Origin of the sequence: Acinetobacter sp. MB5 (assembly GCF_003261585.1) — a bacterium.
Taxonomy (GTDB): Bacteria; Pseudomonadota; Gammaproteobacteria; order Pseudomonadales; family Moraxellaceae; genus Acinetobacter.
Window position 1 is genome coordinate 47,716 of sequence record NZ_POVU01000015.1, and the last position, 19,515, is coordinate 67,230.

General features: G+C 40.5%; 20 protein-coding genes and 1 pseudogene. 12 read left to right on the forward strand and 9 right to left on the reverse strand.

Annotated features, from left to right (window positions below; translation table 11 throughout):
• Window positions 1-12: 12 nt before the first annotated feature.
• From nuoC to ndhC, 3 genes are all read right to left on the reverse strand, one after another.
• Window positions 13-1,803: an NADH-quinone oxidoreductase subunit C/D gene (gene nuoC, locus C1A47_RS14125; RefSeq protein WP_111895663.1), complete on the reverse strand. Its 1,791-nt coding sequence runs from the start codon at window positions 1,801-1,803 to the stop codon at window positions 13-15.
• An 88-nt stretch (window positions 1,804-1,891) separates the two neighbouring features.
• Window positions 1,892-2,569: a NuoB/complex I 20 kDa subunit family protein gene (locus C1A47_RS14130; protein ID WP_111895664.1), complete on the reverse strand. Its 678-nt coding sequence runs from the start codon at window positions 2,567-2,569 to the stop codon at window positions 1,892-1,894.
• Between the two features lie 6 nt (window positions 2,570-2,575).
• Window positions 2,576-3,112 (reverse strand): NADH-quinone oxidoreductase subunit A, encoded by a 537-nt coding sequence (gene ndhC, locus C1A47_RS14135; RefSeq protein ID WP_111895665.1) that lies wholly within the window; start codon window positions 3,110-3,112, stop codon window positions 2,576-2,578.
• Between the two features lie 635 nt (window positions 3,113-3,747).
• Between ndhC and C1A47_RS14140 the strand changes: the two genes are divergently transcribed.
• Window positions 3,748-4,101 carry a hypothetical protein gene (locus tag C1A47_RS14140; RefSeq protein WP_111895666.1) on the forward strand — a complete coding sequence of 118 codons (354 nt, stop codon included), beginning with the start codon at window positions 3,748-3,750 and terminating at the stop codon, window positions 4,099-4,101.
• Between the two features lie 64 nt (window positions 4,102-4,165).
• On the opposite strand, the gene C1A47_RS14145 is transcribed toward C1A47_RS14140, so the two are convergent.
• Window positions 4,166-4,831 carry an OmpA family protein gene (locus C1A47_RS14145; RefSeq protein ID WP_111895667.1) on the reverse strand — a complete coding sequence of 222 codons (666 nt, stop codon included), beginning with the start codon at window positions 4,829-4,831 and terminating at the stop codon, window positions 4,166-4,168.
• 239 nt (window positions 4,832-5,070) lie between these two features.
• On the opposite strand from C1A47_RS14145, the gene C1A47_RS14150 reads away from it, so the two are divergent.
• From C1A47_RS14150 to C1A47_RS14175, 6 genes are all read left to right on the forward strand, one after another.
• Window positions 5,071-5,988, forward strand: a complete 918-nt coding sequence (locus C1A47_RS14150; RefSeq protein ID WP_111895668.1) for an acyltransferase — start codon at window positions 5,071-5,073, stop codon at window positions 5,986-5,988.
• Window positions 5,989-6,004: 16 nt separating this feature from the next.
• Window positions 6,005-7,066 (forward strand): preprotein translocase subunit SecA, encoded by a 1,062-nt coding sequence (locus tag C1A47_RS14155; protein WP_413772968.1) that lies wholly within the window; start codon window positions 6,005-6,007, stop codon window positions 7,064-7,066.
• Between the two features lie 135 nt (window positions 7,067-7,201).
• Window positions 7,202-7,915, forward strand: a complete 714-nt coding sequence (minC, locus tag C1A47_RS14160) for a septum site-determining protein MinC (protein WP_111895670.1) — start codon at window positions 7,202-7,204, stop codon at window positions 7,913-7,915.
• Between the two features lie 72 nt (window positions 7,916-7,987).
• On the forward strand, window positions 7,988-8,800 hold the full coding sequence (gene minD / locus C1A47_RS14165; RefSeq protein ID WP_111895671.1) for a septum site-determining protein MinD: 813 nt from the start codon (window positions 7,988-7,990) through the stop codon (window positions 8,798-8,800).
• A 2-nt stretch (window positions 8,801-8,802) separates the two neighbouring features.
• Entirely contained in the window at window positions 8,803-9,075 is a 273-nt protein-coding gene (minE, locus tag C1A47_RS14170; RefSeq protein ID WP_111895672.1) for a cell division topological specificity factor MinE, read from the forward strand.
• An 87-nt stretch (window positions 9,076-9,162) separates the two neighbouring features.
• A complete protein-coding gene (locus tag C1A47_RS14175; protein WP_111895673.1) occupies window positions 9,163-9,450 on the forward strand; it encodes a PA4642 family protein in 288 nt (95 codons plus the stop codon).
• A 34-nt stretch (window positions 9,451-9,484) separates the two neighbouring features.
• Here the strand turns inward: C1A47_RS14175 and C1A47_RS14180 are convergent, their stop codons facing one another.
• Window positions 9,485-9,802, reverse strand: a complete 318-nt coding sequence (locus C1A47_RS14180; RefSeq protein WP_111895674.1) for a hypothetical protein — start codon at window positions 9,800-9,802, stop codon at window positions 9,485-9,487.
• A gap of 96 nt (window positions 9,803-9,898) precedes the next feature.
• On the opposite strand from C1A47_RS14180, the gene C1A47_RS14185 reads away from it, so the two are divergent.
• Window positions 9,899-11,329 carry a PLP-dependent aminotransferase family protein gene (locus tag C1A47_RS14185; RefSeq protein WP_111895675.1) on the forward strand — a complete coding sequence of 477 codons (1,431 nt, stop codon included), beginning with the start codon at window positions 9,899-9,901 and terminating at the stop codon, window positions 11,327-11,329.
• Here C1A47_RS14185 and C1A47_RS14190 read toward each other — a convergent pair whose 3' ends face one another.
• Window positions 11,330-11,950, reverse strand: coding sequence for a LysE family transporter (locus C1A47_RS14190; protein WP_111895676.1), 621 nt, complete (start codon window positions 11,948-11,950; stop codon window positions 11,330-11,332).
• Between the two features lie 144 nt (window positions 11,951-12,094).
• On the opposite strand from C1A47_RS14190, the gene ppk2 reads away from it, so the two are divergent.
• Window positions 12,095-13,033 (forward strand): polyphosphate kinase 2, encoded by a 939-nt coding sequence (gene ppk2 / locus C1A47_RS14195; protein WP_111895684.1) that lies wholly within the window; start codon window positions 12,095-12,097, stop codon window positions 13,031-13,033.
• Window positions 13,034-13,075: 42 nt separating this feature from the next.
• Here the strand turns inward: ppk2 and C1A47_RS14200 are convergent, their stop codons facing one another.
• Window positions 13,076-15,991, reverse strand: coding sequence for a DNA translocase FtsK (locus C1A47_RS14200; RefSeq protein WP_111895677.1), 2,916 nt, complete (start codon window positions 15,989-15,991; stop codon window positions 13,076-13,078).
• A gap of 247 nt (window positions 15,992-16,238) precedes the next feature.
• On the opposite strand from C1A47_RS14200, the gene trxB reads away from it, so the two are divergent.
• The 3 genes from trxB to C1A47_RS14215 all read left to right on the forward strand — a co-directional run bounded on the left by trxB (window position 16,239) and on the right by C1A47_RS14215 (window position 18,856).
• Window positions 16,239-17,189 carry a thioredoxin-disulfide reductase gene (gene trxB / locus C1A47_RS14205; protein ID WP_111895678.1) on the forward strand — a complete coding sequence of 317 codons (951 nt, stop codon included), beginning with the start codon at window positions 16,239-16,241 and terminating at the stop codon, window positions 17,187-17,189.
• An 89-nt stretch (window positions 17,190-17,278) separates the two neighbouring features.
• Complete coding sequence (gene aat / locus C1A47_RS14210) at window positions 17,279-18,019, forward strand: leucyl/phenylalanyl-tRNA--protein transferase (protein ID WP_111895679.1); 741 nt, start codon at window positions 17,279-17,281, stop codon at window positions 18,017-18,019.
• 24 nt (window positions 18,020-18,043) lie between these two features.
• Complete coding sequence (locus C1A47_RS14215) at window positions 18,044-18,856, forward strand: arginyltransferase (protein WP_111895680.1); 813 nt, start codon at window positions 18,044-18,046, stop codon at window positions 18,854-18,856.
• Here the strand turns inward: C1A47_RS14215 and rimI are convergent.
• Entirely contained in the window at window positions 18,849-19,310 is a 462-nt protein-coding gene (gene rimI / locus C1A47_RS14220) for a ribosomal protein S18-alanine N-acetyltransferase (protein WP_111895681.1), read from the reverse strand. The genes C1A47_RS14215 and rimI overlap by 8 nt on opposite strands.
• Before the next feature lie 96 nt (window positions 19,311-19,406).
• Window positions 19,407-19,515 (reverse strand): annotated as a pseudogene (locus C1A47_RS14225) (elongation factor Tu); the annotation flags it as partial.

Genomic DNA, 19,515 nt, shown 5'->3' on the forward strand with positions numbered 1-19,515 from the left:
ATGCGTTGCCTCTTAGCGATCCACGTCAGCCATAACCACATCAATGGTTGCCAAGTAAATGATTAAGTCAGACACCAAGCTGCCGTTAATCACCGCAGGAATTTGCTGCAAGTGAGTAAAGGTTGGTGTACGAATACGCGTACGATAACTCATGGTAGCTTTGTCAGAGGTTAAGTAGTAGTTACTTGCACCTTTCACCACTTCAGCCATGACAGATGCTTCACCTGCAGGCATCACAGGACCCCAAGAAACGCTCAAGAAGTGCGTAATCAAGGTTTCAATATCTTGTAGCGTCTTGTCTTTTGGTGGTGGAACAGCCAATGGATGATCCGCTTTGTATGGACCAGATGGCATGTTGTCTAGACATTGCTTCACGATTTTCAATGATTCACGAATTTCATGGAAGTGAACCATTACACGTGCGTAAGCATCACCTTCGTATTCAACAGGCACTTCAAAGTCGTAATTTTCATAACCGCTATATGGGCGGTATTTACGAACGTCAAAGTCAATTCCTGTTGCACGCAGACCTGTACCTGTTACACCCCAAGCCAATGCAGATTTTGCATCGTATTGAGCAACATTACGGGTACGACCAATAAATACAGAGTTTTTCAATGCTGCTTTATGGTATTCGTCCAAACGCTTCGGCATCCAGTCCAGGATTTCACGAATCAGATGTTGCCAGTTATTTGGAAGGTCGTGCGCAGTACCACCGATACGGAACCAAGCTGGGTGCATACGGAAACCAGTAATGGCTTCAATCGCATCATAAATTTTTTGACGGTCAGCAAACATATAGAATACTGGAGTCATACCACCGGTATCCTGAATTGCTGTACCGATGTAAAGCAAGTGGTTGTTGATACGGAATAATTCCGACATCATGACACGGATACACTGTGCACGATCAGGAACTTTAATTCCTGCAAGTTGTTCCACACCCATCACATAAGGCATGTTTTGTGCACAACCACCCAAGTAATCTACACGGTCAGTGTACGGAATAAATGAGTGCCATGTTTGACGCTCAGCCATCTTTTCCACACCACGGTGGTGATAACCGATATCAGGTACACAGTCTTTTACTTCTTCGCCATCAAGCTGCAAGATCACACGGAAAGCACCATGCGCAGATGGATGGTTAGGACCCAAGTTCAAGAACATGAAGTCCTCGTCCTTGTTACCACGTTTTAGACCCCAATCTTCAGGTACAAAACGTAAGTGTTCTTGTTCGAAATCCTGTTTTGCCTTGTTTTGCATATAAGGCGTATATTCGGTTGCACGTGCAGAATATTCTTTACGTAACGGATGCCCTTCCCAGTAGGTCGGCAACAAGATACGGCGCAACATTGGGTGACCATCAAACTTGATGCCGAACATGTCATAAGCTTCACGTTCGTACCAGTTCGCATTTGGCCAAATATTGGTTGCGGTTGGAATATTCAGATCACTCTCGTTTAAAGCGACTTTGACACGAATATCGGCATTACGCTCTAGCGATAGCAAATGATAAAAAACAGTGAAATCTGATGCAGGTAATCCTTCACGGTGTTGACGTAAACGTTCATCAACAGCAGAAAGGTCAAACAGCATCACGTATGGGCGTGATACGGTACGCAAGAACATTAAGACTTCTTGCACGCGCGCACGCTCAACCCAGACCGTTGGAAAATCTTCACAAGTCGGTTGCACGTAGAAGTTTTCACCGAATTTGGTTTTCAGCTCTTCTACAATTGCAAATGCTGGGCGCGAATCAACTTGAGTTGACTCTTCTGGCATAGCAATTTCAGTTTCAGCCATTGGCTTGGCTTCCTTTTTAATACAAATTCTTTTTTAATCCTAACGACAAATCACCCATAGGCGGGTGACAATCAATCCATCGTTAAAATTATTTAATCTCATCCATAGAGCGTAAGTTTTTCACTGCAATACGTTCTGCATTTTTACGATCACGTTCTGGCATCATCTTTGGCTTATATACAGGCTTAAGATCATCACCAATTACTGCAGATAACGGACGGCGCTCTAACTGAATTTGGTCTTGCAATAACATCAATGCTTGGATTAATGCTTCTGGGCGTGGTGGGCAACCTGGAACATAAACATCTACAGGGATAATTTTATCGACACCTTGCACAACTGAGTAGATATCGTACATACCACCTGAGTTAGCACAAGCACCCATAGAAATGACCCATTTTGGTTCAAGCATTTGTTCATACAAACGTTGAATAACAGGCGCCATCTTCACGAAGCAAGTCCCAGCCACAATCATTAAGTCGGCTTGACGAGGTGAAGCACGAATAACTTCGGCACCGAAACGTGACAAGTCATGCACACCAGTTAAGGTTGTTGCATACTCAACGTAGCAGCAAGAAGTACCAAAGTTAAAAGGCCAAACTGAGTTCTTACGACCCCAGTTGACCACATTGTGCATCACATCTTCCAGACGCGTCATAAATACGTTTTTATTGACTTCTTCCTGAAGAGGATCGGTAACAATTTGACGTTCTTGAAGCGGGTATTGGTCAGCCTGTGGATTGGCACGGGTTAATGTATATTTCATCCCGTATTACTCCTTGTCAGAAGTTACTGTGGTCTTTTTGACTCGAGATTGAGCTGGAACTTGACCTGTTGGGTCGATTACAAGCTCATCAATTGAATTGAAGCGTGTGATCTCTGCGATATCCATATTTGGAGAGCCAATTTTTGGTAATATGCCTGCCGCTTTGCGACGGTCAAATGGCGACCAGTTCAATGCACCTACAGAAAGCGCATAAACCAAACCAATTAACAAATCGACAATAAAGACTGTTGCGGTTGAAAAACCGACCCAGCCTGCTTCACGCACAGCATCAGACCATGCATAAAGGTAAAGCGCTTCAATATCAAAAATGACAAAGAAGATAGCGACAAGATAAAATTTTGCAGATAAGCGAATGCGGGCACCGCCAGCACCAACAATACCTGACTCAAACTGCTCTTGTTTTGCACGACCCCATGACTTACCTCCTAGGAGCAACGGAACTGTAAGCATAAAGACGCAAAGGAATGTAACGCCGATCACGAAGGCAATAGTTGCCCAATCGTATGGAGTAATGGCACTCATGCGGGGATAACTCCTGGCAGGCCTAATTTTAACAAAAAGGAGTGTGTATTGGCCTAAAAATACACCAAACACAAAATTAAACACTCTAATTGTACCTGATTTATGATTTCGGTTGCTAGGCTAATCTCGCTAGTCTTTGGCATAACACTCTGTATGGTTTTCACACATAAAAACTGCTAAAACTGTGGTAATCCATACTTATTGATTAATACTATTACCAATATAAAAAATCACTTTTTTTTCAATTATTGTACTTTTCATACCATTTTTTATAAAAAATTAGTATTTTTCTTTAGCAAAATGCTCCAAAAAACCTATTCAAATTTTTAGAAAATAAGAATTATTCGCTATTACAGGTCAATTATGTGTCATTAAATTTATGACATGTTGCACTCAATAATCTGAGTGTTTTTTATGCTTTTGTGCCTATAGTTGTAGCGATTTCATATCATAACCTACTCCAGAACATGAGCCAGAGAAATTGCATGACGCATTGTCTCAAAAAAAGACTCTAGACATTTTTAAAAAAGTTGTATGGATATTTTTTTAATTACAACATGTACGCACTGTAGTATGATATATGCACAACAAAATATAGATAAATATCAATTAAATCAAATACAAGGAGCCAACCTATGAGCCTAGATATATCTCATAAACCTAATTATTTTCTATTCGCACAGTTATTGGTACGTTTTATCGAAACCCACCCACCAACTCACCCAACAACTCAACTTCAAATCCCTTTGTCTCAATTACAAGAAATTTTTCAGGGCGATGCTGCAGCGACTAGCATTAATCTAGAAGGTATTTTAAATATTGCAAATGAATACAAGGTTGAAACTTTATCTGGTGATAAAAAACTCATTCAGTCTTATGAAATTGATAATGAGCAGCTCAATTTAGTTTTAGATCTGAATGCTCAAGCAATTTCAGAAATGATTCAGGGTAAAGCACTAATAGCACCAGATGCATCATTACAAGAGTAATAATAAAATCGCCCATAAAAAAACCACCATAAATGGTGGTTTTTTTATTTAAGCAACAATTCGCTTATTTTGCTTCATAAATACTAATTTCAACACGGCGGTTTTGTTCACGACCTGCTGCTGTACTATTCGATGCAATCGGGTTCGATGCACCATGCCCTTCCACATTTACACGGCTTGAAGGCACACCTTGACTAATCAAGTATTGAGCAACAGCATTTGCACGGTTTTTAGATAATGGAATGTTGATTGAATCATTACCTGTATTGTCTGTATAACCTGTAACTAAAATTGCACTCTTGTTGTCTTCAGTCAAAGTTTGTCCAACTTTATTCAAAGTCGAATAGAAGTTTGGTTTGATGTTGTAGGAGTTCGTATCAAAGGTAATGTTACCTGGCATAACCAGACCCACTGAACCATCTGCGTTACGATTGACTTCTACACCGGTCCCTGCCATTTGTTGGCGAAGTTTTTGTTCTTTCTTATCAAGATACAAACCACCTGCAGCACCGATAATGGCACCAATTGCAGCAGCACGGTTATTTTGTGCACTTGAATTTGCACCTGCGCGAGATAGACCATAACCTGCAAGAGCACCCAAGCCTGCACCAATCGCAGTTTTGTCATAATCTCGGATGCCACCAGTACCTGTTCCACTACCAGTATTCATACTTTGGCAACCAGACAATGCCATAGCCCCAATCACTGTAGAAATAACCAATGCACGCATTGTATGTCTCCTTGTTGTGTTTATTTACCATTTAAAAAATTATGAAATAATAAAGTTTGGTAAAACATTAATTTTTTGTTAAAAAACGCGGATTTTTTAACAAATTAGTACTATTCAAGCCCGTTTACACATAAGTCTATTCTCTTTTCTACAGAGTAAATACAATTTCGTAGATTTATTTTGACTCTCTTAAAGTCGATCGTTATCTTTAGTACGCTAGATTCAGGCTAGGAATTTTTATGACATCTCATCGAGCCAAACCAAGTTTATTCAAAAAAATTACGCGAGGACTGACCGTAGGTTCTGTGATTACAGGCAGCACCTTTTTACATGGGCCTCCTGTTTTGGCTTTGGGATTAACTAAACTTTTTAAACAATCACGCAAAGTAGATGAAACCAATATTCAAATCACCAATAGCTGGTTAAGTGTCAACAACTGGCTAATTGACCATGTCTTACCAAATACGCACTGGGACATTCATATTGATGACGATCTTGATCTGAGTCTGCAAGGCCGATATCTGATGATATGTAATCACCAGAGTTGGGTGGACACAACAGTCAACCAGTACTTTGGCGTTACACGCATGCCTTTGACGCGCTTCTTCACCAAGTGGGAGCTGATCTTTATTCCTTTTGTTGGGCAAGCTTTTAAAATTTTAGGCTTCCCAATGATGAAGCGTCACAGCAAGTCAGAGATTGCAAAAAATCCCGAGTTAAAACGTCGTGACATTTTAGAAGCGCGTAAATCTTGTGAACAATTGCTCAGCCAACCTTTTACCCTGCTCAATTATGTTGAAGGCACGCGCTTCACACCCGAAAAACAAGCTCAGCAAAAATCTCCATATCAACACCTCCTTAAACCTAAAGCTGGCGGTTTAGCTTTAGCTTTAAATATTTTAGGCAATCAGGTCGATGCTTTAGTAGATATGACCATTGTTTATCCTGATGGTATTCCTGGCTATGGTGAGTTCTGGTTAGGAGAAGTTCCTCGAATTGCAGTGCATTTGCGTAAAATTGATATTCCTGCATGGATTTTAGAAGGTAGTTATGAAGATGATCGCGAATACCGTTCCAAATTCCACCAATGGCTTACTCAGATCTGGAAAGAAAAAGATCAACTGATCAATGACATTAAAGCCAAGTATTCTGCTTAAACTATTTAGACGGCACATAATGCAAAAAACAAAACAGGTTCCAAATTTCCAAGCAATTAACCACAACTCATTGCAATGGAAAATCTATTTGGGCTATGACATCTTTATGATGTTTATCATTGTGTTTAATCTATTTTGCATTAGTGCCAATGCAATTTTAATGAGTCACTTTGCCATTTGGCTGAGTGAACATTTGCATGCGATTCACCTGTTAAATTTTTATAAAACTGAATTAAACCCTTGGGTCAACAAAACCGAAGGCTGGTTTATTTGTTTTTTAATCGTTGAGTTATTACTCCGCTGGCTACTTGCAATTACCCAGCGTCATCATCAGCGCTGGTTTTTCTTTCCATTTATTCACTGGTATGAAATTCTCGCCATCATTCCACAACTACGCTTTTTGCGGTTGTTTCGAGCAGGTATTATCGCTTACCGTTTACATGAATTGGGTTATGAAATTATTCCTGAAACATGGCAAAAAGCAGCAAAATTTTATTATCAAGTGTTGATGGAAGAACTTTCTGATCGCGTTGTAATTACGGTCATTGATGGTATTCGCTATGAACTCGATACCAGTTCAACGCATAAAAAAATGATTCATGATCTTGTCGACCATCATCGTGAAATATTTGCAAAAACCTTAGCCGAATTATTACAAGAAAATCTGGCAAATGAATTAAAACGTCAGCAACAACACTTAGCCCAACATGTCGGATTAGTGGTCGAAAAAGCAATTATCGAGACGCCTGAGTTACACCAGCTCCTTAGATTGTTTCCGATTATTGGCAGTCGTTTAGAAGAACAGATTCAAAGTATAGGTAAACGTTTAGGTGAAAATATCACACAAGGGCTGTTAGAGCCTTGGGCAGAACCCCAAGGAACAGACCCGAACAAGACTTATCAGCATATTGCCAATAAAATCAGTCAAATAGATATCAATAATGCTGATTTAGAAAAACTGATTGAATCTGTGTTTTATGAAAGTCTGGCAGCGATTCGTAAGCAAGTTAAAATCAAGCAGTGGCAAAACATTTTGATTGCTGCGGATCAGAATAAAACAACTGACCAAGCGACTTAAATTTTCGTTATAAATATTCATGATTTTTTGTGTCTGACGCTAGAGAATTCAGAAAAATTAATCTAGGATTTGACCTATTTACAACAATACTTTGACTTATTACTTATTTGGTCAAAAGCCCTCTAAGGAAATATCATGGCTGATATACGCATTACCGGCAGAATGGTTAATTTTACCCGATTAACCTTCGATACAAATGATCACGATGCTATTCGCCAACAACTTACCCAAATGCTCGATGATACTGGCTATCATGGTGCAGCCGTCATTTTAGACAGCACTGTTGAACAAGAACTGATTGAATTGATCCAGCTATTGATTAGTCTTGATTTACAGCCGATGGCTGTCATTGAGGGCTTGCTGGCAGATGAAGCCCGCAGTATTCAGTTCCCTGTTCTCCCAGCAGATCGTCCGTTACAAAGAATCAAGCCAACTCATGAACAAGTGATTGAACAAACTGACGATAAAGATCAAAATAGCGACAACAGTAAACAAAAATCTAACGCTGTAAATCACGTGACTTCTTATCATAATGAAATGTTACGTACAGGTCAGTGCTTAATTCAAGAACATGGCGATGTGATTTTAAATGCCAGCATGAATAGCGGTTCAGAAGTGATTGCTTCTGGCAATATTTATATTTATGGTACAACACAAGGGCGCATGATTGCAGGTGCAAGCGGTGATTCAACAGCGCGAATTTTTTGTCAGTGCTTAAATGCCGAATTGGTCTCAATTGCGGGGACTTACTGTGTAGCAGACGACATTCCTGCTCATGTTGCGAAAAAAGCAGTACACATTTATTTAAATGATCATCACGAACTAGAGTTCGAAGCATTAGAAATCTAAGGTATGATGAACCTGACTTAACCATTGAACATTTTATTTTAATTGCAAATGACCATAACAGGAGTAGATTCGGTGGCCAAAATTGTTGTCGTAACATCAGGCAAAGGCGGCGTAGGTAAAACTACTACAAGCGCATCATTTGCAACAGGCTTAGCCTTACGTGGTCACAAAACTGTAGTCATCGATTTTGATGTCGGCTTACGTAATTTAGACCTCATCATGGGCTGTGAACGCCGTGTTGTTTATGACTTTGTTAATGTCATCAATCATGAAGCTCGTCTACAGCAAGCATTAATTCGCGATAAAGACATTGAAAACCTTTATATTTTACCTGCCTCACAAACACGTGATAAAGATGCCCTGACCGATGATGGTGTTGAACGTGTCATGAATGAACTTGCTCAGGAATTTGACTATATTGTCTGCGATTCTCCAGCAGGTATTGAGCGTGGTGCGATTTTGGCAATGTATCATGCTGACGAAGCGATTATTGTCACCAACCCAGAAATTTCTTCAGTACGTGACTCTGACCGTATTATTGGTATGCTCGATAGTAAAACTAAAAAAGTTGAGCATAATGAAGGCCGTATCCGTAAGCATTTGTGTATCACACGCTTCAACCCTGAACGTGCTGACCGTCAGGAAATGCTAACGATTGACGATATCTCAAAAGATATTTTACGTATTCCAACTTTGGGTGTCATTCCAGAATGCCCTAGTGTTTTACAAGCTTCCAATGAAGGTAAACCTGTAATTTTATATACAGAATCTAATGCTGGACAGGCTTACGATGATTTAGTTGCTCGCTTCCTTGGAGAAGATCGCCCTTATCGCCATATTACAGTGAAACCTAAAGGCTGGTTGGCACGTTTGTTTGGAGCATAAAGATGGCAGGATTTTGGAGTAAACTATTTGGTGCTGAAGACAAAACCACAAGTGCACAGGTAGCAAAAGATCGTCTCAAGGTCATCGTTGCCTCTGAACAGGGTTTAGGCCGTCGTTTGAGTCAGGATAAAATCGACCAAATGAAAAAAGAAATTATGCAGGTTGTCAGTCGCTATGTTCGTGGTGTTGATGAACAACATATTCAAATGCAGGTGCGCTCAGAAGCCAACATTGAAATGCTTGAGATGAATATCAATTTACCTGAAGATCATTAATTTCAATTCTGATTAGCTAAATATAATAATTCAAGGCAAAATAATCACATTATTTTGCCTTTTATTTTGAATGTCGAGGAGTGAGCTATGGCATTTTCACAGCCAGCAACTTTCAATGAAGAATGGTCAGATGAGCGTGTGTTTGCCTACTTGAATCATTTACCTCCTGAAACTACAAGCGCAGACTTTCATGTGCTTTACAATGCGTACAAGCATATGCGTCCAAACGATTTTGAGCGCTTATTGACTCAGTTTGTTGCAGATGGTCGCGATGTCAATGCAACCAACCCACAAGGACAGCGCATTCACGAGGTAATTGCACAATTCCCTCGCCATTCTGCTGAATTTCTTGCGGTATTGGCAAAATTTGCCTAATCAAGATTCATAAAAATAGCCTGCATCATGCAGGCTATTTTACAGATTTCGGCAGCATCATCAGGGTTCTTGCTATTCCACCCTGGATTGCATTCAAAAATGTTCCCTGCGGTTGCTCAATACACTGAAAAATTCGGGGTTCAGTTTGAGTAATTTTATAACTTTGCTGCAAGCGATAAAATAAACGCACACCTTGTTCTTCCTGCTGCGTTGTCACAAGGTAATATGTTCCTACCGCCTGACTATCTAAATACCCTTCTGCCATTTTTTGACATACTGCAACATTTCGCAGTTTAGATTGTGTACATCCCACCACACTTAAACAGATTAAAACCAATATCAATCTTTTCATTATCTCAATTCCCATCATCAGCAAACTCTTGATGCATCATAGGAATATTCTGTTAATGTATACAGATACACTTTTTTATAAAAAATCAGTACAGATATGCAATTTCGTTATCAAGAAATAGCTAGTCAGCTTAGACATAAGATTTTGACTGGCGAACTCAGTCCACATTGCAAGCTGCCTTCGTTGCGAAGTTTCGCAAAGCAACAGCAGATTAGCTTAAGCACAGCTCAAGCCTGTTATGAATTACTTGAAGCTCAAGGGCATCTATACGTGAAACCCAAATCTGGTTTCTTTGTACATGCTCCAAAAATTTCACTCAAAACCCAGCAACGGGATAATTACATTGACTTCCCTTCGGTTAGCCGTGAAATTTCCAGTTTCGATCTGCACAATCAAATCCAAGAAGCATCCAGTCAGGCTCAGATTATTCATTTAGGATCGATTCAACTGGGAAGTCCCTTAATCCCAATTGAGGCATTGCGTCGTTCCATTCAACGCAGCTTAAAACATAGCCATCCTGAAGATTTTTTATATTGTGATCGGCAGGGACATCCTCGTTTGCGTCAAGCCCTGCTCGAACATTGGTCTGAAGATGCCATCCATATTGCATTCGATGATATTTTTATCACCAATGGATGTATGGCTGCCCTGATGCTGATTATTCAGTCTCTGACCAATATAGGAGACAGCATCATTTTGCCAACTCCAACGTTTAATGGACAATTGCAACTTCTTGCAAGTCTCAATCGCAAGGTCATCGAAATTCCTGCTCATAATCAAGGGATTGATTTAGAGCGCTTAGAGCAGGTCTTAAAAACAGGACAAGCCAAAGCCTGCTTACTCACTGCCAACTATCAAAATCCTCTTGGATATTGCCTAACACATCAAGAAAAAGCACAGATTGCTGCATTAGCTGAAAAATATCAGTGTTATATGATTGAAGATGATATTTATGGCGAATGTGGCTATGAATTACAACGACCTCTCCCGATCAAACATTGGGATCAGGCAGGTTATGTCATTTGGGTCGGTTCAGTTTCTAAAAGCTTGTCCAGTGCTTATCGTGTCGGTTGGCTATGCTTGCCATCAACTTTAAAACACTTAAAAACCAAATTACTCGCCAACAATATTATTGTGAATACGCCCCTACAATTAGGGCTAGCGGATTTCATCTTTAGTGGCGAGTATCGCCGTCACCTCAATCGATTACATCCATGTCTATGGGCACAAGTCCAAGACTATATCGACTATATTGAGCAACTGTTTGCAACATTGCCGATTCAAATGCAAGTTCCCCAAGGCGGCTATGCACTATGGATCAAACTTCCTTATCAGCTCAGTGCATTTGATCTGTATCAATTTGCTCTCACCCAGAGTATTAGCATCGTTCCAGGCAGTATTTTTGGAGAAGATAATAAATATCATGATTATATTCGGATTAATGCAGGTCATCCTTTAACTTCATCCATCCAAACTGCATTACAGCAACTTGCGACCTGGATTCAGCAGCAAGTCAGTCGCAATTGATTACTTATTTGTGATGAGGAATGCACCAAACAAGGTAAAAATTCCACCAGAAATACCATCAATCCATTTTACCGAACGCTGGTATGCAGCTTTACATGCTGGCAAGGAAAACACAAAAGTGACAAACAGAAACCAGAGGAGTGTTTCAACGCTAATCGTTACAAAGAGTGCAGCATGCAAATGCTCTAATACAGGATTTGTTAAAAATAATGAAAAGACACTACCAAAATAAATCACTGCTTTGGGGTTTGATAAATTGGTCAACATGCCTTTCATAAAACAGCTTGCTGTACTTTTTGATAATTGCAGATCGGTATTTATAGTTAACGGTTTTTTAGAGAATGCCGAACCTAACATTTGAACGCCTAACCAGCATAAATATAAACCACCACAGATCAGCAAAATATGCTTAAGCCAAGCCATTTTTTCAAACAGAATGTTTAAACCCAGTAAAGCCAATAATGACCAAAACATAACGCCAACGGTAATTCCAAGAACAACCGCAACTGCCTCTTTACGTGATCGGCTAATCGCTGTTTGTGATACCAAAAAGAAATCTGGTCCAGGAGTAATCAATGCACAGAAATGAATAAATATCAGCATCGTAAAAGCAGCAAACATGCAAATTTCCAGTTGACCAAACGATAAAACTCAATTCTATACTGCATAGCATCTCATTCAAATACAATGTATAGAAAACACTTTATGCTACACTGCTATGACAGCGTTTTTAATTACAACAAACAAGAATCGAGTCGAAAGCAAATGAGTTCAGACCACCAACTCCAACCCAATGAAGATGTCTCTACAACAGATCAAGAACTGATTAAAGACCTCCCTGTATTCTCCAAAACCGTACTCGACTATCAAGGTAAAGTAACCGCGGAAGACTCCAGCTCAGCAGAGCTTCCTGCAAGCTATCCATATCGCACCCGACTCACTCGTAAAGCCTACGAGGCCGAAAAAAAGCTGTTACAGATTGAATTACTCAAAGTTCAGTCTTGGGTCAAAGATACAGGTCAACGCATTGTCTGCTTATTTGAAGGGCGTGATGCTGCGGGTAAAGGCGGAACCATTAAACGCTTTATGGAGCATTTAAATCCCCGTGGTGCGCGTGTAGTTGCACTCGAAAAACCCAGTCAGAATGAACTCGGACAATGGTATTTCCAGCGTTATATTCAACATTTACCCACCAAAGGTGAAATGGTATTTTTTGACCGCTCTTGGTACAACCGTGCTGGCGTCGAACAGGTCATGGGCTTTTGTGAACCACAAGATTATTTACAATTTATGCGCCAAGCTCCAGAGCTTGAACGTATGTTGGTGAATAGTGGTATTCATCTGTTTAAATTTTGGTTTTCGGTCAGTCGTGAAGAACAGCTTCGTCGCTTTATTTCTCGTCGAGATGACCCTCTGAAACACTGGAAACTCTCCCCTATTGATATCCAGTCTTTAGACCGTTGGGATGACTACACCAATGCGAAAAACCATATGTTCTTTCACACTCATACGGGTGATGCACCTTGGACAGTAATTAAATCGGATGATAAAAAACGTGCGCGGTTAAATTGTATTCGTTACTTTTTATCCAAACTTGATTACCCAGATAAAAATCAGAAACTTACCCGAAAAGTCGATGAACAAATTGTACTTGTTCCCAACCCTCAGTTTAAAGAACATATCCTGACCGCCTCAGATGAATAACTAAAAAAACCTAGCGATTTCGCTAGGTTTTTTCATATTCACTTAAACCAAAATGTCTCGTTTTCCATTTGGCCCCATTGCGCTAACAATCCCATTTTCCTCCATGGTATCAATCAGACGAGCCGCACGGTTATAACCTAGACTAAACTTACGTTGCAAAGAGGACGTCGAAGCCTTACGTGTTTCCAAAACAAATGCCACGGCTTGATCATACAGCACATCACGATCTGGGCTAGCATCTCCATCTTCAAAACCACGATTGGTCGGTTCTTCATCATATGGTGTCAGAATTTCATCGACATAATTTGGAGAACCACGTTCACGCCAAGCATCACAAATACGGTTCACTTCATCATCACTAATGAATGCACCATGCACACGCTCAGGTTCAATCTTACCAGGCCCTAGAAACAGCATGTCCCCATGCCCCAATAAGTCCTCTGCACCACCAGCATCCAAGATGGTACGAGAGTCAATTTTAGAGTTCACACGCAAAGCCACACGAGTTGGAATGTTGGCTTTAATCAGACCTGTAATAACATCAACCGATGGACGCTGTGTCGCAAGTAATAAGTGGATGCCTGCTGCACGCGATTTTTGCGCAAGACGCGTAATCATTTCTTCAGCTTTTTTGCCGACTTGCATGATCATGTCTGCGAACTCATCTGCCACAATCACAATCATTGGCAATGATTGCAAACGTGGTGCTCGTTCTTGGGTCGCAGAGTCACTAGGTTTCCATGTTGGGTCAATCAGGTCTTCCCCACGTTCTAACGCCTCTTCAACCTTGCGGTTGTAATCGGTAATTTTACGAATTTTAAGAAAAGACATCAGCTTATAGCGACGTTCCATTTCATTGACACACCAATTCAATGCACTTACGGCATCTTTCATGTCCGTTACCACAGGTGTCAACAAATGGGGAATGTCGTTATAGTTGGCGAGTTCAAGCTGCTTCGGGTCAATCAAAATCAAACGGAGCTGTTCTGGCTTATATTTAAGTAACATCGACAAAATCATCGAGTTCACTGCAACAGATTTACCCGAACCTGTCGTTCCCGCAACCAGCATATGTGGTGCTTTCGCGAGATCGGTTAAAACAGGGTTTCCAGAAATATCCTTACCCATTGCCATGCTGATTAAACCATTTGGATCACGATAAGTTGGTGTGTCTAACAATTCAATCAAACGCACCATTTCACGGGCACTATTCGGCACTTCAATCCCGATATATGGCTTACCTGGAATGACTTCCACTACACGGACAGATGCCATCGACATTGAACGAGCCAAATCACGTGAAATATTGGTCACTTTAGATGCTTTTACCCCAGGCGCCAAGTCGAGTTCAAAACGAGTTACCACAGGGCCAGGCTGAGCCTCAATCACTTTTGCTTTGACATTAAATTCTTGTAATTTAATTTCCAAAAGCTCAGATAAGCGTGCTAACTGCTCAGCGGTAAAGTTAATTTTCTTATTTGGATCAACCCGATCAAGCAAATCTTCACTCGGTAAAGGAGAAAGGTTTTTGCGCTTTTCTACAACCTGCATGGCACGAGACATTGGTCGTCCCGCCGCATCGATCAGTGGCGCATCAAAATCAAACTCATCTTCGGGTTGAGGCTTCCCAGCGGTTTCCTGCCAAGCCTCAATAAATTCTTCTTTCGATAAATTTGGTTGTGTTTCAAGCGTCGTCTTAATATCCGCTTTTACAAATGCAGAAGACTGCGCATAACTTTCTGCACGACGAGGCTGCGGTGTTGGCTCTGGCGTATCACTATCCATTGCCAATAATTTTTCAATATCTGCAATTTCATCATGTTTCAGCAAATGCTGTACCGTACTATCTACCGTTACTGCTGGTTGACTCGCCTCACGAACTGGTGCAGCTTTCAATAAATCATCAAAGGCCTGATCATCTTCCCAGTCTATTTTTTCTTTGGCAGGCACTTGAGGATTTAGGTGACTCTCAACTTGCTCAAAATTCTGCTGATAATGACTTACAGCACTTTCATCGGCAGATTGCAATAATGCATCTATTTCTTGTTGTTGATTTTTCCCAAGATCAAGTGCACGCCATACTTCACCTGTAGGAACGATTCGATCTTGCTGTTTTGTTAATTGATGTGCTTTTTCTAAGGTTTGTTCAAATTCAGCATCATTAATTACTGGTGCATGTGGTTCAATTGCTTGCTGATGTTTTACGGCCAAATCATCCAATAAACGCTCAGCAACAGGATCTGCCATCATGTTTTCGGCTGTCATCACTGGACGTTCTTCAGATTTCTGTTCAGACTCAGCAGAAGGTGCTTGAGCAACCGTTGTTTTCTTGATGGTTGGTTGCGGCGTATTGGTCGTTAGATCATAATCTGCCTCACTTTCAGGCACATTACGATAAAACAAATCTTCTAAATATTTAGGCGTTGCTTTTAACGTTGCCCAAGTCCGATTCCAACGCACACCAAAAGCAAAGGTAAAGAACACGACACCCAAGAAAATAAGAAATGCACTTGCACCATATTTGGTGAGTAGCTGCGTTAAGCTTTCTCCAAGCTCATAACCCACAATACCACCTGATGCATTATCTAAAGCATCACTTGGAACTTGCCAGAACATAAATAAAATGCTTGCCGTTGTCAGAATCATGAAAAACTGAGCAGCATAGCGAAATGGTCGATCAAGAAAACTATGCGGCCACCAAATCTGGATGGCTTCTAAAAACAGAAAAACAGGCAAAAGTAAACTTGCCCAACCTAAAAAGCCAAAGAGTAAGTCAGCAATCCATGCGCCTGCCACCCCACTGGCATTCGATACTTGTTGGGTGTCGCTTGAGATATGCATCCAGCCTGGATCAAATGGTGTATAAGTCACTGTTGCTAGAAACAGATAAATTCCAAATGAAACCAAAAATAATGTAATGAGTAAGCGCTGTGCATAAGCACCCGACACCGCAGTCATATACTGTCCTGTATCAAAAAATCATAGCCCGTTGAAAATCAGTAAAAAACTTTTTTTCAATTCATAAATATTTATATTATGCACCTGTTTAGCAAAAAAAGATGCAACAGAATACAGCATGTTTGTAGCGTTCTATATAGCTCAAATCGATTTAGATGATCAATATTATCGACATTGATCGAACACACAATCGTCCCGCTTTCACGTATAATTTTTTCAGTTTTTTAATTATAAAAGGAAATCTGCAATGACAGCTCGCCATTCGCGATTAATTATTTTAGGTTCTGGACCTGCTGGTTATAGCGCAGCAGTTTATGCCGCTCGTGCAAACTTAAAACCAACCTTGATTGCAGGCTTACAGCTTGGTGGGCAACTGACAACTACAACAGAAGTTGATAACTGGCCAGGTGACCCTGAAGGTTTAACAGGCCCTGTGCTTATGGAACGTATGCAAGCACATGCTGAACGTTTTGGTACAGAACTTGTGTATGACCATATCAATGAAGTGGACTTAAATGTACGTCCATTTGTCTTGAAAGGCGATATGGAAGAATACACCTGTGACGCCCTGATTTTAGCAACAGGTGCAACAGCACAATACTTAGGTCTTGAATCTGAACAGAAATTCATGGGTCAGGGCGTAAGTGCTTGCGCAACTTGTGATGGTTTCTTCTATAAAAACCAACACGTGATGGTGGTTGGTGGTGGTAACACCGCAGTTGAAGAAGCGCTTTATCTATCTAATATTGCAGCACATGTCACTTTGGTTCACCGCCGCGATAGCCTTCGCTCAGAGAAAATTCTGCAAGACCATCTATTTGAAAAAGAAAAAGAAGGCAAAATTTCAATTGTGTGGAATCACCAAGTTGATGAAGTCTTAGGTGATAAAACAGGTGTAACAGGTGTACGCCTAAAATCAATACAAGACGATTCAACTCAACAAATCGACATTCAAGGTTTGTTTATTGCGATTGGTCACAAACCAAATACAACCATGTTTGAAGGCCAGTTACAACTTCGTAATGGCTATATTCAAGTGCAAAGTGGTACAGCGGGCAATGCAACTGCAACTTCTGTTGAAGGCGTATTTGCTGCGGGTGACGTTGCTGATAGCGTTTATCGCCAGGCAATTACCTCTGCGGGTTCAGGCTGTATGGCTGCACTCGATGCTGAAAAATATCTGGATAACCTCGGTTAATCCAAAATCTTTGTAGAAAAAGCCGTAGCCATACGGCTTTTTTTATGTCAGCGTTTACAGTAGGTTTTTATTATTTTTATTCATGCAAAATGCAACAACAACTTCCAATATCAGCATATAGTTTTCCAGATCCATGTAAAAATGATCCTGATGGTCATGGTTTAATTTGTTTCGGCGGAGATCTTCAACCTTCGACCTTGTATGAAGCCTACAGTCATGGCTTATTCCCATGGTTTAATGAAGGTGAACCCATTTGTTGGTGGAGTCCTGAACCGCGCTGCATCATTCGCCCGCAAGACTATCATCCAAGTAAATCCTTACTTCGCACCATGAAAAAGCATGATTACAAAATCACGGTTAATCATGCTTTTGAGCAGGTTATTCGTCGCTGTTCCCTACCCCGCCAATATGCCGATGACACTTGGATTAGTGAAGACATTATCCAAAGCTACTGCCAGATGTTTGAGTTGGGCTACGGTTACAGCATTGAAGTTTGGGCAGATCAGGAAAAATTAGTGGGAGGTCTTTATGGCTTACACATTGGACATGGCTGTTTTGGTGAATCTATGTTTAGCCAAGCCACCGATGTCTCCAAAATGGCTTTTTTTATGCTCATGTTGATTGGACGTGAACAAAATTTACCTTGGATTGACTGCCAGCTGGTCAATGACCACTTACTCAGTCTAGGTGCAAGCACGCTTTCCCGTGAAGATTACCTAAAATCGTTACAAGATGTTATAAAACTACCTAATATTGATTGGAAAAGCTATCAAGAACGTGTATTTTCATCTAGAGAGGTTGCATTAAATCAACAATTATTAAAGAAATAACCATGTTCAGGAGGGACGTTTGATATGAATTCATACCATCCGAAGTCACCTTTAAACGAACTGCAATACTATATTACCCCTCCACATGACTGTAGTTATCTGGATCACAAATCAGCACGTATGGTGTTTTTAGACCCGTCACAACGCATTGACGTGTTAACCCTTTCTGAGTTATCTCGCTCAGGTTTTCGACGCAGCGGTGATTTTGTCTATCGCCCTGAATGTCATCTTTGCAGACAATGCTTATCTTGTCGTATTCCAGTCGATCACTTTGAAATGAGTAGTGCTCAAAAGAAAGCCTGGAAACGCAATCAGGATTTACATCTACGCATTACCCGCAGTGATAATGCGACATCAATTCATTATGATCTTTACGAACGTTATATTAATCTTCGTCATTTTGATGGTGATATGTTCCCACCTAGTATTGATCAGTTCGACAAATTTCTGATGCACAGTTGCACAGATAGTTTCTTTCTTGAACTCTGGAAAGATGATCAGCTTATGTGTGTATCTACATGCGATATGTTAGATGATGGTCTTTCCGCAGTTTATACTTTTTTCGAACCTGAAGAGCATCGCCGCTCACTTGGCGTATTTGCCATCTTAAAACAAATCGAATATGCGAAAGCACTAGGTCTTGATTATGTCTATCTTGGCTATTGGGTTCCCCATTCAAAAAAAATGAATTACAAATCCCAATATATTCCTTTTGAAGTGCTGATCGACGGACAATGGCGGCGATTAAACAAACAGCTTACTGAGCAAGAAATCGAAAATCTGGGAACTTCACTGATGACCACATTATCTTCAGACTGGAGTAAAGTGATTAAGTAGAAAATAACTTTGCAAAATCATCAGTACAACTTTTAACCATGATAATCGCATGTTCTCGACCACCTTCAGCAAGTGGATAATAATTTTTGCGAATATCAATCTGATGAAAGCCTGATTTTTCATACAATTTAATGGCAGCAATATTACTTTCACGAACTTCCAGAAAAATCTGAACTGGATCATTTTTTAACAAATCCATCGACTGTTCCAGTAACTCATACCCTAAGCCTTGTCCCTGCATTTTCGGGTCAATCGCCATCAACAATAAATTAGCTTCATCAAGGACGGGTTGTAAAATACAGAAACCAACAACCTGTCCAGACTTTTCAATAACTGTACATTGATAATTTTCTTGTGCTTCTCGAAACTGTTTCTCAGTCCAAGGGTGGCTTTGCACTGCTGCTTCAATTTGGTAAACATGTGCAATATCAGCAGATTGCATTAAACGTATCATTCTCAGAAAACCTGTCCATTTTTTAAATTATACGCAACTCATAAACATCAGGCATAAAAAAACGCCCCAGAGGAGCGTTTTTTTACTTTTCAGCGATTATGCAGTTACTTTAGCAACAACACCAGCACCTACAGTACGACCACCTTCACGGATCGCAAAACGTAGACCTGGGTCCATTGCGATTGGGTGGATCAATTCTACTGAC

Coding starts and splice junctions, on each gene's coding strand:
- nuoC (WP_111895663.1), bottom strand. CDS start 1,803: ATGGCTGAAACTGAAATTGCTATGCCAGAAGAGTCAACTCAAGTTGAT.
- C1A47_RS14130 (WP_111895664.1), bottom strand. CDS start 2,569: ATGAAATATACATTAACCCGTGCCAATCCACAGGCTGACCAATACCCG.
- ndhC (WP_111895665.1), bottom strand. CDS start 3,112: ATGAGTGCCATTACTCCATACGATTGGGCAACTATTGCCTTCGTGATC.
- C1A47_RS14140 (WP_111895666.1), top strand. CDS start 3,748: ATGAGCCTAGATATATCTCATAAACCTAATTATTTTCTATTCGCACAG.
- C1A47_RS14145 (WP_111895667.1), bottom strand. CDS start 4,831: ATGCGTGCATTGGTTATTTCTACAGTGATTGGGGCTATGGCATTGTCT.
- C1A47_RS14150 (WP_111895668.1), top strand. CDS start 5,071: ATGACATCTCATCGAGCCAAACCAAGTTTATTCAAAAAAATTACGCGA.
- minC (WP_111895670.1), top strand. CDS start 7,202: ATGGCTGATATACGCATTACCGGCAGAATGGTTAATTTTACCCGATTA.
- minE (WP_111895672.1), top strand. CDS start 8,803: ATGGCAGGATTTTGGAGTAAACTATTTGGTGCTGAAGACAAAACCACA.
- C1A47_RS14175 (WP_111895673.1), top strand. CDS start 9,163: ATGGCATTTTCACAGCCAGCAACTTTCAATGAAGAATGGTCAGATGAG.
- C1A47_RS14180 (WP_111895674.1), bottom strand. CDS start 9,802: ATGAAAAGATTGATATTGGTTTTAATCTGTTTAAGTGTGGTGGGATGT.
- C1A47_RS14185 (WP_111895675.1), top strand. CDS start 9,899: ATGCAATTTCGTTATCAAGAAATAGCTAGTCAGCTTAGACATAAGATT.
- C1A47_RS14190 (WP_111895676.1), bottom strand. CDS start 11,950: ATGTTTGCTGCTTTTACGATGCTGATATTTATTCATTTCTGTGCATTG.
- ppk2 (WP_111895684.1), top strand. CDS start 12,095: ATGAGTTCAGACCACCAACTCCAACCCAATGAAGATGTCTCTACAACA.
- C1A47_RS14200 (WP_111895677.1), bottom strand. CDS start 15,991: ATGACTGCGGTGTCGGGTGCTTATGCACAGCGCTTACTCATTACATTA.
- trxB (WP_111895678.1), top strand. CDS start 16,239: ATGACAGCTCGCCATTCGCGATTAATTATTTTAGGTTCTGGACCTGCT.
- aat (WP_111895679.1), top strand. CDS start 17,279: ATGCAACAACAACTTCCAATATCAGCATATAGTTTTCCAGATCCATGT.
- C1A47_RS14215 (WP_111895680.1), top strand. CDS start 18,044: ATGAATTCATACCATCCGAAGTCACCTTTAAACGAACTGCAATACTAT.
- rimI (WP_111895681.1), bottom strand. CDS start 19,310: ATGATACGTTTAATGCAATCTGCTGATATTGCACATGTTTACCAAATT.